This is a genomic window from Streptomyces sp. NBC_01261 (assembly GCF_036226385.1).
Classification (GTDB): Bacteria; Actinomycetota; Actinomycetes; order Streptomycetales; family Streptomycetaceae; genus Streptomyces.
Map to the genome: position 1 here is coordinate 5,840,626 of NZ_CP108463.1, position 13,476 is coordinate 5,854,101.

The following is a 13,476-nucleotide window of genomic DNA, read 5'->3' on the forward strand; positions in this document are numbered from 1 at the left end:
ACCGGCGTCGGTTTCGAGCCCCTTTCGTATACGCACGGGATTCACAGCGCATTCTCATGTTCATGCCATGTCGGGCGCCCCTAGCGTCCCCGGCATGACGGATTCCCGAGTACCCCCCATGGATTCTCAGCCCCCCACGGACTCCGAAGTCCCGGCGGACAAGGGCCAGTTGGCACGCCGTACGGTCCTGGTGGCCGGCGGTGTGGCCGTGACGGCGGTGGGCGTCGCCGGAGCGCTGTCGGTGAACGCCTCGGCGCAGGAGAACGCCCCGCGTCCGCAGCCGCCGAAAGCGACCGCCTCGGGGGAGGCGTGCTACACGCTCACCTCCGAGCTGACCGAGGGCCCGTACTACATCGACGCCGACAAGATCCGCCGCGATGTGACCGAGGACCAGGAGGGCATCCCGCTCACCCTCGACCTCAAGGTGATCGACGCGGACACCTGCAGACCGCTGCGGAACGCGGCCGTGGACATCTGGCACTGCAACGCGACGGGCGTCTACTCGGGCTACGAGTCGACCGGCGGTGGCGGCCCCGCCCCCACCGGCGCACCGCCCTCGGGCACCCCGACCGGCACCCCGACGGGTGGTCCTCCGCCCGGCGGTGGCGGCGGACACCAGGAACCGACCGACGACGACCGCTTCCTGCGCGGCACCTGGCACACGGACCGCCACGGCCAGGTCACCTTCAAGACGGTGTTCCCGGGTTGGTACCAGGGCCGTTGCGTCCACATCCACGTCAAGGTCCACGTCGACGGCGAGTGGACGGACGCGGGCTACGAGGGCGGCCACACCTGCCACACCGGCCAGCTGTTCTTCGACGAGAAGTCGGTCGTCGCGACGTCGGTCCTGGAGCCGTACGACTCGAACACGGCGACCCGCACGACACTCACCGAGGACGGGATCTACCCCCAGAACGGCCACGAGGGCGGCCTGCTCTACCTCCAGTACGACAGGCGGCACATCGGGCGGGGCGTGCGGGGGCGGCTGACGCTGGGCGTGGCGCCGGACGAGACGAACGACGGGGAGGGCGGCGGGGGTCCGGGCGGCCCGGGTCCGTCGGCTTCCGCGTCGCCGTCGGCTTCGGCGAGCTGACCTGACGGACGCACGGCCTCATCCCGACCCCGTACGCCTCCCACGCCTCCCGCACCCCTTCCGGCTCACCGCCATGGAAACCTCGCAGCGGACGCACAGGAATATCGACGTGCCCGCACAGAGGCAGGGCGTGTCATGGACGTACGGGGTCGGATCCGCCCGGCCCGTGCACCGTGAAGGCCTGGAGGAAGCGATGGGATACGTCGTGCTGCTCGCACTGCTGTTGATCGCCGGGGCGGCGTCCGCCGTCGTCGTACAGCGTCGCCCGCACCGGGCGCGCGGCGACTCCGACCTGTCCGACCTGGACGCGGAGGTCGAGGCCAGCGGCTGGGTCCTACGACTCGGCGCGAGCCTGTCGGTCCCCGAGGCGAGGATCTGGGCGGGCGCCGGCGAGACGGCGACCCGGGCGCTGACCGACGCCGCCGAGTGCCACCGGGCGGCCGGTGTCCAGCTCTCCGCGGCCCACACGGCGGACGAGTACGCCAAGGCGTCGCGGGTGGCGAAGGAGGGCCTCGCCCATATCGCCACGGCGCGGGCGGCGTTGGGGGTGGCAGCCGTAGCGGTTTGAGGGTTGGGAAGGTTCAGCTGCGGCGGCCACGAGCGGCGTCCGCGGGCCTGAACGAGAGCCGGCTCACATTCAGGGCTGTCACATTCCTGGGGGCCCGTTCCGTCAGTGCTGTGTAGTCACCAGCCACGACAGAACAGAGGAGCTCACCATGAGTGCCCGACTGAACGCCTTCGCCAGTCCGCTCGCCGGCAAGGCCCTGAAGCACTTCGTCGCCGCGGGCAAGGTCATCGAGGACTCGACACTGCCCCGGGCCACGCAGGAACTCGTGAAGATCCGGGCGAGCCAGATCAACGGGTGCGGGTTCTGCACCGACATGCACACGAAGGACGCGGTCGCCGCGGGGGAGACGTCGGTACGGCTCAACCTCGTCGCCGTGTGGCGGGAGGCGACCGTGTTCAGCGACGCGGAGCGGGCCGCGCTGGAGCTGGCCGAGGAAGGGACCCGTATCGCGGACGCGGCCGGCGGGGTCTCGGACGAGGTGTGGGCGACCGCCGCCAAGCACCACGACGAGGAGCAGCTCATGGCGCTCGTCTCGCTGATCGCCCTCATCAACAGCTTCAACCGCATGAACGTCATGCTCACGATGCCCGCGGGCGACTACCAGCCCGGCCGGTTCGCCTGACCCGAGCCGGGCACCAGCGCCGCGTCCCGGGGCACGGCAACCGGACCCGCCTCCCACCACTTGTGACACGCCCCACTCCGGCTTTGCCAAAACAAAAGACTTCGGGCGCGGCCCCGATCCGTATTCCTGACTGTCCGTACCGCCGACGGGCGGTCCATGACACAGGAGGTACGGTGCGCTTTTCGCGGAACGCGACGGGAACGATGGTTGTGGGCGGTGCCCTCAGCCTGACCCTCGTCGCCATGGCCTATCCGGCAATGCTGGGCGTGACCACGGTCTCCAGCGCGCCCGCACGCGTGATCGCCAACACGCAGTGGGGGCCGCTGACCGAGGCGGACCGCGACTTCGTGGTCAAGGTGCGCGCGGCAGGGTTGTGGGAGTACCCCGTCGGCCAGATAGGACTGAAGAAGGGGGCGAGCCCGGCGGTCATCACCGCGAGCAAGCACCTCATCGACGGGCACGCGGCGCTGGACTCCACGGTCCGCAAGATCGCGCCCATGCTCAACATCACGATCCCGAACCAGCCCAGCCCGCAGCAGCAGGGGTTCATCAACACCCTGACCGGCGACAGCGGCAAGCAGTTCGACACGGACTTCGCCAACATCCTGCGGGTCACGCACGGTTCGATCTTCGCCACCATCGCGAAGATCCGCGGGACCACCGAGAACACCCTGGTGCGGATCCTGGCCAACCAGGCCAACGCGACGGTCCTGGACCACATCACGGTGATGGAGGACACCGGACTGGTCAACTTCAGCCAGGTCCTCTTCCAGGAGACGACCCCGCCGAAGCTGCCGGCCGTGGACCTGACCCCGCCGCCCCCGGCCGCCGGTCAGCCGGAGGTGGTGCTCACCCCGCCGGTGAACAGCACCACCCAGCCGCCGGTCCTGCCGGGCGAGGCGTCACCCAGCTCCACCCAGACCCCGACCGTGGGGTGAGTGCGCCACCGAGCGCGCTACGCCCCCAGCCACACGGTCGTGTCAGGCCCCAACTCACCACCCCCTGCCGCCGGTTCGCTGCTCAGCAGCACCTCCCCCGGCGGCAGGGCGACCGGCACGTCCGACAGGTTGGTGACACACCGCCAGCCCGCGGAGCGCGTGAAGTGCAGCACTCCGGGTTGACTGTCCGGAGCCCAGGTCAGCGACTCCCCTTCGAGCAGCTTGCGGCGCAGCCGCAATGCCGTGCGGTAGAGCTCCAGGGTCGAGCCCTCGGTCCCGTCCTGTGCCTCGACGGCGTACGACGCGAAGCTCGCCGGCTGCGGCAGCCACGCGGGCCCCGACCCGAAGCCGTAGGACGGACCGGCCGAGGTCCACGGCAGGGGTACCCGGCAGCCGTCGCGGCCCTTGTGGGTGTGGCCCTGCTGTTCCCAGATCGGGTCCTGGAGTGCCTCGACGGGCAGGTCGGCGACCTCGGGCAGGCCGAGTTCCTCGCCCTGGTAGACGTACGACGAACCGGGCAGCGCCAGCATCAGCAAGGTCGCGGCGCGGGCCCTGCGCAGGCCTGCCGCCGTATCGACCGGCGGGGTGCGGCCGTTCGACAGGAGCCAGGTGTTCGGGTCCGTGCCCGGGGGCAGCATCAGGCGCGAGGCATGTCGTACGACGTCGTGGTTGGACAGCACCCAGGTCGCCGAGGCGCCTGCCGCGCGGGCCGTGGCGAGCGAGCCGGTGATCACCCCGCGGAGTTCGGCCGCGTCCCAACCGGCCTCCAGGTACTCGAAGTTGAAGGCCTGGCCGAGTTCGTCCGGGCGGGCGTACAGGGCGCGGCGGGCGGCCGGTACCCAGGCCTCGGCGACCGCCATGCGGGGCGGGGTGTAGGTGTCGAGGACCGTACGCCGCCAGTCGCGGTAGATCTCGTGGACCTCGTCGCGGTCGTAGTAGGGGTGGCTGCCCGGCGGGATCGAGTCGAGGACGTCCTCGGAGTTCGCCGCGAGGGGGCCCACGTCGCGGAGCGGCTCGGTGAGGTCCTTTGCGAGCGCGTGGGCGACGTCGACGCGGAAGCCGTCGACGCCCCGGTCGGACCAGAAGCGGAGCGTGGTGCGGAAGTCCTCCCGCACCTCCTCGTTGTCCCAGTTCAGGTCGGGCTGTTCGGGCGTGAAGAGGTGCAAGTACCACTGTCCGTCGGGGAGTTGCTTCCACGCGCTGCCGCCGAACACCGACGGCCAGTCGGTGGGCGGGAGTTGACCGTCCGCACCCCGTCCGTCCCGGAAGACGTAGCGGTCGCGGGCGGCGGAACCGGGCGGGGCGGCGAGTGCCTCCTGGAACCAACTGTGCAGCCGGGAGGTGTGGTTGGGCACGATGTCGACCATGACCTTCAGGCCCAGCCGGTGGGCCTCGGCGACCATCGCGCCGAAGTCGTCGAGCGTGCCCAGGCGCGGGTCCACGTCACGGTAGTCGCCGACGTCGTAGCCGCCGTCGGCGAGTTCGGACGGGTAGAACGGGCTGAGCCAGAGCGCGTCGACGCCGAGGGCGGCGAGGTGACCGAGGCGCTGGGTGATGCCCTTGAGGTCCCCGAGTCCGTCGCCGTCGGCGTCGGCGAAACTGCGCGGATAGACCTGGTAGACGACGGCTTGCCGCCACCAGTCCGGGTCACGGGAGGACAGGTCGGTCACGTGGTCTCCTTATGAATTCCCGCTGCGCTGGCGGAAGTTGACAGTCAACTTCCGGTGGACCCACGATGTGCACACGCTGTGGCGCATGTGACCAATGGGCCCGGTGTTTCCTTCGCTGCTCAACCCCTCCACTCCTTGTCAGGCCAAGATGGGATAAGTATGTCCATAGCGAGTCGTGTCACTGTGCGTCGCCTGTTGGGGACGGGCGCCGCCTCCCTCGCCCTCGCCGCGGCATCCGTCGGCGGTGCCTCCGGCGCCTGGGCGCACGGCGGTGGCGGTGACGGCTGGGAGTCCGGTGGCCACTACCGGCCCGGCTCCGGCGCCGGCACGGTCACTGAGACCGAGGGCTGCCAGTTCTCGCTGAACGGCACGGACTTCTTCCCCTCCGTCAAGGTCGACGACCAGAACCTGAAGCCCACCGACGACGGCAAGATCCACATCAAGGTCCGCACCGCCGGCGACGCCTCCACCTGCACCGCCTCGCTCGCCTCGTACATCGCCCACGGCCCGACCTTCGCCACCTCCGGCCGGCAGGTCTTCGTCGACTTCGACACGGTGACCGTGAAGAAGGGCCAGACCGACTCGCTCGACATCGCGGTGCCGGACGAGGGCTGCTTCGCGCAGATCGACCTCTACCGCGGCGCGGTCAAGTTCGACGGCAACCCCGACGCCGGCGACGGCCTCGTCCACGGCGACCTGCCCAAGGGCCCCGACCACACGGTCATCAAGGACAAGCTGATCGCGGCCTGGAACGGCGGCACGAAGGACTGCACGAGCACCGAGTCCCAGCCCCCGACCCCGTCGGCCCCGGCCTCGGTCCCGCCGTCGGTCCCGGCGTCCACCCCGCCGGCCTCGCACTCCTCGACCCCGACCCCGAGCGCCTCCGAGTCCACCCCGGAGTCCTCCACCCCGACCCCGACCCCGACCCCGGCCGACTCCGAGTCGACCACTCCGGCGGCGGCCCCCTCGCCCAACGGCGGCGGTGGCGGCGACCTCGCGGAGACCGGCGGCGGCAGCAACACCGGCGCGCTGGTCGGCGGGGCGGCGGTCCTGATGGCGGGCGGGGCGGCGATCGTGGTCGCGACGCGCCGCCGGCGGGCTTCCCAGTCGTAACCCGCGAGAGCATGCGGTAAGCAGGACGCCGGGCCGGGACAAGATCCCGGCCCGGCGTCCGCCGTACCCCCACCTACCGTCCTACGCCTCGACCGTCTCCAGCCACAGCTTCACGTACCGCTCCACATCCACGTCCAACCCCACGTCCACCAGGGCCTGTTCGCGAGCGCCGTCATGGATCTCGGACTCGCCGTGGCGCGGACGCCGGTCGACGATCGTCTGTCCTCGGCTCGGCCCCGGGGCGAGGGAGACCTCGACCGGGAGGAGGCGGGTGGTGAGGCCGCCCGGGTCGGCGACCGCGCAGACCGCGCCCGCGTCGCCGAGGCCGCCGGTGGGGGTGGGGTCGCCGGAGGCGGCCGGATCGCGGTGGGCGAGGAGGTCGCCGGCGAGCTTCAGCCGGGGCTCCGAACTCCCCCGCAGCCGCCGCACATCGGCGGCCGGAACCTGCACCCGCTCGAACACGTCCAGCCCGTACATCGTGATCGGCACCCCGGCGGTGAGCAGGATCGCGGCCGCCTCCGGGTCGTGCCAGACGTTGAACTCCGCGACCGGCGTGGCGTTCCCGACGGCCACCGCGCCGCCCATGAACACGATCCGCTCGATGTTGTGGGTGACCTCAGGGAACGTACGCAGCAGCAGCGCGATGTTCGTCAGGGGTGCCGTCGGGATGAGCGTGACCGGGCTCGGCGACGCCAGGATCTCGCGGCGCAGCAGGGTCACCGCGTCCACGTCGACCGGCGTACGTGCGGAGTCGGGCAGCCCCATGTCGCCCATGCCGTCCTGCCCGTGGACGTGCGCCGCCGAACGCGCCGGCTCGATCAGCGGCCGGGCCGCACCCCGCGCGACCGGGATGTCACCGGCACCGGCGTGGTCCAGGACGATCAGCGTGTTCCGTACGACCTGGTCGACGTCGGTGTTCCCGGCGACACAGGTGACCGCGCGCAGGTCCAGGCCCGGGTGGCGGACGGCGAACAGCAGCGCCAGGGCGTCGTCGACCCCCGTGTCGCAGTCGATGATCACGGGGATGGGCTGACCGGTCACGGCAGGCTCCTCTCGGGGACGGTGCGGCGGATCAAGGCAGTTCGAGCAGTTCAGGACAGCTCAAGGTCGTTCAAGGTGACCTTACGCATCCGCCCACAGTGCGGTGCCGCGAGCCTCGACCCGCGCGCCGATGCGGTGCAGGAGTTCGGCGGGCGCCAGCGGCTCGATGCGCCGGCCGTCCCGCAGGCGTACGGCGACCAGGTCGTCGGCGGCTTCCCGTTCGCCGATCACGGCTTGGTACGGGACGAGTCGCGCGGCTCGGATGCGGGCACCGAGGGTGCCCTGGTCGGGGGCGGCCAACTCGGCGCGCAGGCCTCGCTGTTGGGCTCGTCGGACGAGGTCGTACGCCTGCTCCGCCTGCGCCTCCGACACCGGCAGCACCGCCAGCTGCACCGGCGCCAGCCACGCCGGGAACGCCCCGCCGTGCTCCTCCACCAGGTGCGCCACCGCCCGTTCCATGCTCCCGATGACGCTGCGGTGCACCATCACCGGCCGGTGTTTCGCGCCGTCGGCGCCGATGTAGTGCAGGTCGAAGCGTTCGGGCTGGTGGAAGTCGATCTGGACGGTGGAGAGGGTGGCCTCGCGGCCGGCCGCGTCCGCGATCTGGACGTCGATCTTCGGGCCGTAGAACGCGGCCTCGCCCTCGGCGGACTCGTGGACGACGCCGGAGGTGTCGAGGACCTCCTTCAGCATCGCGGTGGCCCGCCGCCAAAGGGCCGGATCCGCAACGTACTTGGCGCCGTCCCCCGGCAGTGAGAGCCGATGACGGGAGGCGCGGATGCCGAGGTCCGCGTAGGCGCGGGTGATGAGGTTCAGGGCGGTGCGGGCCTCCTCCACGGCCTGGTCCAGGGTGCAGAAGATGTGGGCGTCGTTGAGCTGGATGGCGCGGACGCGGGTGAGGCCGCCGAGGACGCCGGAGAGTTCGGAGCGGTACATGCCGCCCAACTCGGCGATGCGGAGGGGTAGTTCGCGGTAACTGTGTGAGCGGGACCGGTAGATGAGGGCGTGATGCGGACAGAGACTGGGCCGCAGTACGACCTCCTCGCCGCCGAGTTTCATCGGCGGGAACATGTCCTCGCTGTAGTGCGACCAGTGACCGGAGATCTCGTACAGCTCGCGCTTGCCGAGCACGGGCGAGTACACGTGCCTGTACCCGGCGGAGCGCTCCAACTCCCTTACGTACTCCTCCAGTTCGTGGCGTACGGTCGCGCCGTCGGGGAGCCAGTACGGCAGGCCCGCGCCCATCAGGGGGTCGGTGTCGAAGAGGTCGAGTTCGCGGCCGAGGCGGCGGTGGTCGTACATGGCGGGGTTCCTCGCTTTGCGGCTGGCGGGGCGAGGAATCCGGCGACGACGAAGCCCCGGGGCACTCGCCCCGGGGCTTCGACTCGGTTCAGCGGTCAGCGCGCCGGGACAGTCTCCGGCGTCGTCGTCCAGAAGGACGGGAACGGCTTGGCGCGCTTCACACGGCGGACGCTAGCAGCCGCACGAAAACTCCGGCCATCGATTTTCGGCTGCGGGCCGGTGGGGGCCGGTCGCGCAGTTCCCCGCGCCCCTTAAAGGCAGGGCGTCAACCCGTAGGCCGACTTCAGCGCCAACCCCCGGTGGTTTTTCGGGTGCGGCGCCGTAGGGGCTGGTCGCGCAGTTCCCCGCGCCCCTAGGGGGTTGGCGCGCGGGTTGGCCTCAGCGCTGATGCCCTGTCTTTGGGGGCGGGCGCTGGAGTCGGCCTCGGTGCAGACACCCAGTTTTTAGGGGCGCGGGGAACTGCGCGACCGGCTCCCACCGGGCCGGCACCCGCCCCACAACCGACGCCCCCCGTCTTTTAGGGGCGCGGGGAACTGCGCGACCGGCCCCCACCGGGCCCGCACCCGATCCACAACCCCCGCACCCCCACTCACCCGGACGGCCCGGCGCGCTGGTGAGCAGGCCTGGGCGATGGTGCCGTTGGGGGAACGATCCGGCACCCCGTCCCAGGAGGGACCCTCGATGACCCGCACCCCGGCCCTGATCCTCCTCGCCGCGGGCACACTGCTGACCGTGGCCGGCTGCGCGAACGAGGCCATCCTGCACACGGTGACGACCGCGCCCTCCCCCTCGGCCGTGCGGACGACCCCAGCCACCCATGCCTCCCCGGCCGCCGCCCCCGTCCTCACCCCGGCCCAGGCACAGGCCGCGCTGATCACGGACGCGGACCTGGGCGCCCCCTGGACCCCGACCCAGGGCACGGCGACCTGGCGGGACACCCTGCTGAAGGCGAAGACGAACGTCCCCGACTGCCAACGTCTCCTGGACGCCCTCTACGCCGACGAACTCCTCGGCACCCCCGCCACCACCCAGGCGGTGACCACTCTGGACGACACCGACGACGAGGCCCAACTCCGTTACCAGGTCGCCGCGTTCCCCCAGGCAGACGTGAACCGCACCCTGGACTGGCTCCGCACCCTCCCCCAGAAGTGCGCGAACTTCACGGCCACGACCACCCGCTCCGGCACCCAGACCGTGACGGTCACGGAAGCCACCCTCCCCACCGTCGGCGACGCCCGCGAGGGCCTCCACCTCACCCTCACCGGCACCACCCCCGAGGGCGACCGGTCCACCCTCACCCTCGACACCGCCGCCGTCCGCATCGGCGACGACACGATCACCGTCACCAACGGCGGCCTGGGGAACGTGCCGGTGGACGCGATGCAGCAGGGGCTCCAGATCGGCGCACAACGACTCACGGATGTGCAGAAGCAGGGGCGGGTACAGATCTAGGAACCGGACCTGTGTCAGTGCTCTGCGGCAAGATGACCGCCGTGGACACCGAGATACTCATAGACGTCTGGCAGCGGCTTCTCGCCGACCCTCGCAAGTCGTGGGTGCTGTTCGAGCGCGGCACGTGTGTCGTGCTGACCGCTCCGGAGGGAGACCTCGCCGAACAGGCCACCGAGCTTCTGAAGAAGTTCGGCCCGGTTCACGCCGGATCCTCGGCCGGGGACTTCGGAGTGATCGACCTCGAAGACGCCGAGGGATGGGTCGTGACCGGGCACCACAACGATGTCCTCACCTACGTCGGTCCTGACGAGCCCGGCGATCAGTCGGAGATCGCCGTCGGACTGCTCGGACGTGCCAAGCGCCATCGGGACGGCACCGAACTCCATGTCGTCCACGTCGAGGACAAGCGAGCCTCCTGAACCGAGTCGGCCTCAACGCTTGTCGTACGGGTCCGCCGGTTCCTTCACCTGCTTGACCACCGTCGCCTTGAGGATCGGCGGCCACGCCCCGTCCGTCCCCAGCTTGCCCTTGGGTACCCATACGCCCGTGGCCGTGACCCAGCTGTCGGTCTGCGGGGCGCCGTCCGCCTCGTCGCCGCGGATCTCGACCTTGCTGATCGTGGCGTCGGCCGCGCAGCAGGTGACGAGGAGGCGGGTGAGGTACCAGGTGCCGTTGGAGCCGTGGGTGACGAAGCCGGTCATGCGGAGGGTGCGGCCCTTGAGGGAGTGGCCGGTGTCGTAGATCGCGCGGGAGCTGTACTGGGCGACCGAGATGTCCAGCGGGTTCCCGGCGGGCAGCGCCGAGAAGGTGCCTGTGCCCTGTGCCGCCCGTTGGGCCTCCTCCCTGGACGCGCTGTACGAACCCAGCGCCGGGGGCGGGAAGAGCAGCAGGGCCAGGGCCGGGAGCGTCAACAGCCAGGCGATACGGGGGCCGCCGTGGGAGTGGGAGTGGGAGTGGCTGTGGGTGTTTTCCGCTTCCTCGCCCTCCTCACCCTCCTCGTCCTCCTCGTCCTCCTCCCCGTGCTCCTCCTGGTCCCTCTGCCGCATGCCCCTGACCGCCGCCGCGACCCCCAGCAGCATCAGCAGCACCCCGGACATGACGAGGTACGGCCTCAACGCCGCCTGCACGTACCGCAGATACAGCTCGCTGAAGAGGGAGATCCGTAGGACCGCGCCGCCCGTCAGCAGCAGCAGGACCGCCGAGCCGTAGCGCCTCACAGCAACCACCAACCCACCAGCGTGCTGCTGACCACCGCCACCAGCCAGGTCGTCGAGGAGAAGCGGAAGGCGAAGGCGCGGCCGAAGGTGCCTGCCTGGAGGGCGATCAGCTTCAGGTCGACCATCGGGCCCACCACCATGAACGCCAGTCTCGCCGCCGGGGAGAAGCCGCTCAGCGAGGCCGCCACGAAGGCGTCCGCCTCGCTGCACACGCACAGGACGACCGCGAGGAACGCCAGCAGGAGGAGCGACAGCCAGGACGAACCCGTGAAGACGGCCAGGACCGAGCGCGGTACGGCGATGTTGAACGTTGCCGCCGCCCCCGCGCCGAGGACCAGGAAGCCGCCCGCGTGCAGGAAGTCGTGTTGCAGGCCTGCCACGAACGCCTTCACGCCGATCGGGGAAGTGGCGGCAGCCTGCGTGCGCTTCGGGAGGCGCAGCCACTCCTCCTTGCCGAATCTCGCCCAGAGCCAGCCCATCACCACCGCCGTCGCCAGCGACGCGACCAGGCGGGCCAGCACCATCTTCGGCTGGTTCGGGAACGCGATCGACGTCGCCACCAGGACCACTGGGTTGATCGCGGGGGCCGACAGCAGGAAGGCCAGCGCCGCCGCCGGGGCCACCCCCCGTCGCATCAGGCTGCTCGCCACCGGTACCGACGCGCATTCGCAGCCGGGCAGGACCACCCCCGCCGCGCCCGCGATCGGGACCGCCAGCGCCTGGTTGCGGGGGAGGAGGCGGGTGAACACCCGTTCCGGGACGAACGCTCCGATCGCCGCCGACACCACCGTGCCCAGCAGCAGGAAGGGGACGCCCTGGACGGCGACCGCCGTGAAGACCGTCCACCAGGCCGCCACGGCCGGGGTGTAGAGGTCCATCGCCACCATCGGGCCGAGGACCGAGACCACCGTGGCGATGGCTATGAGCGCCGCGCCGCCCAGGACCGCGTAGACCATGGCGCGTACGGCCAGGCGCAGGCCGTCGACCACGGTCCGTTCGTTCTGCACCCGCACGCGCCTGTCTCATCCCGTTTCACACCACTACGGCTACGACTCGTCCGTCGCACGGTAACCGTCGGCGCTGTGCGGTATCCCCTATTTGTCAAAGAGGAGGCTGTGCGGGGGCCGGGCCCAGGGTCGTCGTGCCGGGGGCGGTGCGGTGGCCCAGGCCCGTGCGGTAGGCGTCGAGGGCCGCCTCCACCCGGCCGGTACGGCGCAGCAGGTCGCCGAGCATCCGGCACAGGTCGGCCAGGTCGCCGGCCGCGCCCGCGCGTTCCAGCAGGCTGAGGGCGCGGACGTAGTGCTCCTCGGCCGCGTCCGTGTCCCGGGAGTCCTCGGCGATGATGCCCAGGAGGCGGTGCGCGGCGGCGGAGTGCAGGGCGCCGCGTTCGGAGCTGAGGTCGCTGAGGACGTCGTGGAGGAGGGCGGCGGCCTCGTCGGACTTGCCGCGCTTGTGGAGTACGTCGGCCAGCTCGACGGCGACCTGACTGCTGTAGAGGGCCGCGCGCTTCGCCGTCAGCATGGCCAGCGCCTGTCTCAACTCGACCTCGGCGCGCTCCAGTTCGCCGTCCTGGGCGTAGACGTAGCCGCGCATCCAGTGGCAGTTGGCGAGTTCGGTACGGAACTGGAGCTGCCGGTACAGATCGGCGGCCTTGGCGAGCGAGGCGTCCGCCTCCGCTACCTTGCCCTCCGCTATCAGCGTCCGCGCCACCGACCTGTGCATACGGGCCAGCAGCGCCGGGTCCGCCACCTGCGGCGCCAGCGCGAGCGCCAACTCCGCCGCCTGGGCGGCCCTCGCGTGCGCGCCCATGTCCATGTACGGCCCGATCGCGCTCGCGTAGAGCAGCAGCAGGGCATCCGGGTCGTGCAGGCCGCCCCGGTTCAGCTCGTCGAGGGTGGACTCCAACAGGTAGACGGCGTAACGGAGTTCACCGGTGAGGTAGTGCGCCACCGCACGGCCACGGATGGCCGGGACGCGGGCCGGGAGCGGCTCGTCGGCCAGTCGCTGCTCGGCGCGCTCGAAGTGCAGGCGGGCGGCGGTCAGGTCACCGGTGTCGAGGCCGCACTCGCCGAGCCCGAGCAGTGCTATGGCCTCCTCGTCCGCCAGCCCCAGCGACACCGCTTCCTCAAGGAGGTCGGCGTACTGCTCGGTGGCCTCCTCCGACTCCCCTGTGGCCAGGGTGCGTTGGGCCTCGGTCAGGCGCAGGCGGAGTTCGGTGGCGAGATGGGCGGGCCGGCCGGTCGCCAACTCCTCGTAGGCGACGCCGAGTCGCTCGGCGAGGTGGCGCAACGCGTCGTCGGAGGGGCGGACCCGGCCGGCCTCAAGCGTGGAGATGTACGCGGGCGTGTAAGCGGGCTCGGCCAACTGCCGCTGAGTGAGCCCGCGTTCGTGCCGCAACTGCTGGACCCTGCGCCCGATGACTTCCGGGTCGTCCCGTCTCACCATGCGTTAATCATGCCA

General features: G+C 71.1%; 13 protein-coding genes. 7 read left to right on the forward strand and 6 right to left on the reverse strand.

The annotated features are described in order from the left end of the window. Window positions 1–118 precede the first annotated feature (118 nt). The 4 genes from OG226_RS25765 to OG226_RS25780 all read left to right on the forward strand — a co-directional run bounded on the left by OG226_RS25765 (window position 119) and on the right by OG226_RS25780 (window position 3,221). Complete coding sequence (locus OG226_RS25765) at window positions 119–1,093, forward strand: intradiol ring-cleavage dioxygenase (protein ID WP_329350153.1); 975 nt, start codon at window positions 119–121, stop codon at window positions 1,091–1,093. 109 nt (window positions 1,094–1,202) lie between these two features. Further along, window positions 1,203–1,661, forward strand: a complete 459-nt coding sequence (locus tag OG226_RS25770; RefSeq protein WP_328681217.1) for a hypothetical protein — start codon at window positions 1,203–1,205, stop codon at window positions 1,659–1,661. Between the two features lie 148 nt (window positions 1,662–1,809). Then, the gene (locus OG226_RS25775; RefSeq protein ID WP_328681215.1) at window positions 1,810–2,283 is read left to right on the forward strand and encodes a carboxymuconolactone decarboxylase family protein; all 474 of its coding nucleotides are present in this window, start codon (window positions 1,810–1,812) and stop codon (window positions 2,281–2,283) included. A 209-nt stretch (window positions 2,284–2,492) separates the two neighbouring features. Further along, entirely contained in the window at window positions 2,493–3,221 is a 729-nt protein-coding gene (locus tag OG226_RS25780; RefSeq protein ID WP_328686418.1) for a DUF4142 domain-containing protein, read from the forward strand. A 17-nt stretch (window positions 3,222–3,238) separates the two neighbouring features. Here the strand turns inward: OG226_RS25780 and OG226_RS25785 are convergent, their stop codons facing one another. Continuing rightward, window positions 3,239–4,891 carry a glycoside hydrolase family 13 protein gene (locus OG226_RS25785; protein ID WP_328681212.1) on the reverse strand — a complete coding sequence of 551 codons (1,653 nt, stop codon included), beginning with the start codon at window positions 4,889–4,891 and terminating at the stop codon, window positions 3,239–3,241. Between the two features lie 159 nt (window positions 4,892–5,050). On the opposite strand from OG226_RS25785, the gene OG226_RS25790 reads away from it, so the two are divergent. Next, entirely contained in the window at window positions 5,051–6,004 is a 954-nt protein-coding gene (locus OG226_RS25790) for an LAETG motif-containing sortase-dependent surface protein (RefSeq protein WP_329350154.1), read from the forward strand. A gap of 81 nt (window positions 6,005–6,085) precedes the next feature. On the opposite strand, the gene OG226_RS25795 is transcribed toward OG226_RS25790, so the two are convergent. Both OG226_RS25795 and thrS read right to left on the reverse strand, forming a co-directional pair. After that, window positions 6,086–7,045, reverse strand: a complete 960-nt coding sequence (locus OG226_RS25795) for a nucleoside hydrolase (RefSeq protein ID WP_329350155.1) — start codon at window positions 7,043–7,045, stop codon at window positions 6,086–6,088. Window positions 7,046–7,126: 81 nt separating this feature from the next. Further along, window positions 7,127–8,347: a threonine--tRNA ligase gene (thrS, locus tag OG226_RS25800; RefSeq protein ID WP_328681207.1), complete on the reverse strand. Its 1,221-nt coding sequence runs from the start codon at window positions 8,345–8,347 to the stop codon at window positions 7,127–7,129. Between the two features lie 681 nt (window positions 8,348–9,028). Between thrS and OG226_RS25805 the strand changes: the two genes are divergently transcribed. Further along, complete coding sequence (locus OG226_RS25805) at window positions 9,029–9,799, forward strand: hypothetical protein (RefSeq protein ID WP_329350156.1); 771 nt, start codon at window positions 9,029–9,031, stop codon at window positions 9,797–9,799. Window positions 9,800–9,831: 32 nt separating this feature from the next. Continuing rightward, window positions 9,832–10,218: a hypothetical protein gene (locus OG226_RS25810; protein WP_328686417.1), complete on the forward strand. Its 387-nt coding sequence runs from the start codon at window positions 9,832–9,834 to the stop codon at window positions 10,216–10,218. Between the two features lie 12 nt (window positions 10,219–10,230). Here OG226_RS25810 and OG226_RS25815 read toward each other — a convergent pair whose 3' ends face one another. From OG226_RS25815 to OG226_RS25825, 3 genes are all read right to left on the reverse strand, one after another. Beyond that, window positions 10,231–11,016: a TIGR03943 family putative permease subunit gene (locus tag OG226_RS25815; protein ID WP_329353512.1), complete on the reverse strand. Its 786-nt coding sequence runs from the start codon at window positions 11,014–11,016 to the stop codon at window positions 10,231–10,233. Continuing rightward, a complete protein-coding gene (locus OG226_RS25820; protein WP_328686415.1) occupies window positions 11,013–11,972 on the reverse strand; it encodes a permease in 960 nt (319 codons plus the stop codon). Before OG226_RS25820 ends, OG226_RS25815 begins: the two co-directional genes overlap by 4 nt. A 145-nt stretch (window positions 11,973–12,117) precedes the next feature. Beyond that, complete coding sequence (locus OG226_RS25825) at window positions 12,118–13,461, reverse strand: helix-turn-helix domain-containing protein (protein ID WP_328681203.1); 1,344 nt, start codon at window positions 13,459–13,461, stop codon at window positions 12,118–12,120. Between the last annotated feature and the right edge of the window lie 15 nt (window positions 13,462–13,476).

Excerpts from the sequence above, each read along its gene's own strand:
- OG226_RS25810 (WP_328686417.1), top strand. The coding sequence starts at position 9,832 with ATGACCGCCGTGGACACCGAGATACTCATAGACGTCTGGCAGCGGCTT.
- OG226_RS25790 (WP_329350154.1), top strand. The coding sequence starts at position 5,051 with ATGTCCATAGCGAGTCGTGTCACTGTGCGTCGCCTGTTGGGGACGGGC.
- OG226_RS25775 (WP_328681215.1), top strand. The coding sequence starts at position 1,810 with ATGAGTGCCCGACTGAACGCCTTCGCCAGTCCGCTCGCCGGCAAGGCC.
- thrS (WP_328681207.1), bottom strand. The coding sequence starts at position 8,347 with ATGTACGACCACCGCCGCCTCGGCCGCGAACTCGACCTCTTCGACACC.
- OG226_RS25765 (WP_329350153.1), top strand. The coding sequence starts at position 119 with ATGGATTCTCAGCCCCCCACGGACTCCGAAGTCCCGGCGGACAAGGGC.
- OG226_RS25820 (WP_328686415.1), bottom strand. The coding sequence starts at position 11,972 with ATGGTCTACGCGGTCCTGGGCGGCGCGGCGCTCATAGCCATCGCCACG.
- OG226_RS25825 (WP_328681203.1), bottom strand. The coding sequence starts at position 13,461 with ATGGTGAGACGGGACGACCCGGAAGTCATCGGGCGCAGGGTCCAGCAG.
- OG226_RS25805 (WP_329350156.1), top strand. The coding sequence starts at position 9,029 with ATGACCCGCACCCCGGCCCTGATCCTCCTCGCCGCGGGCACACTGCTG.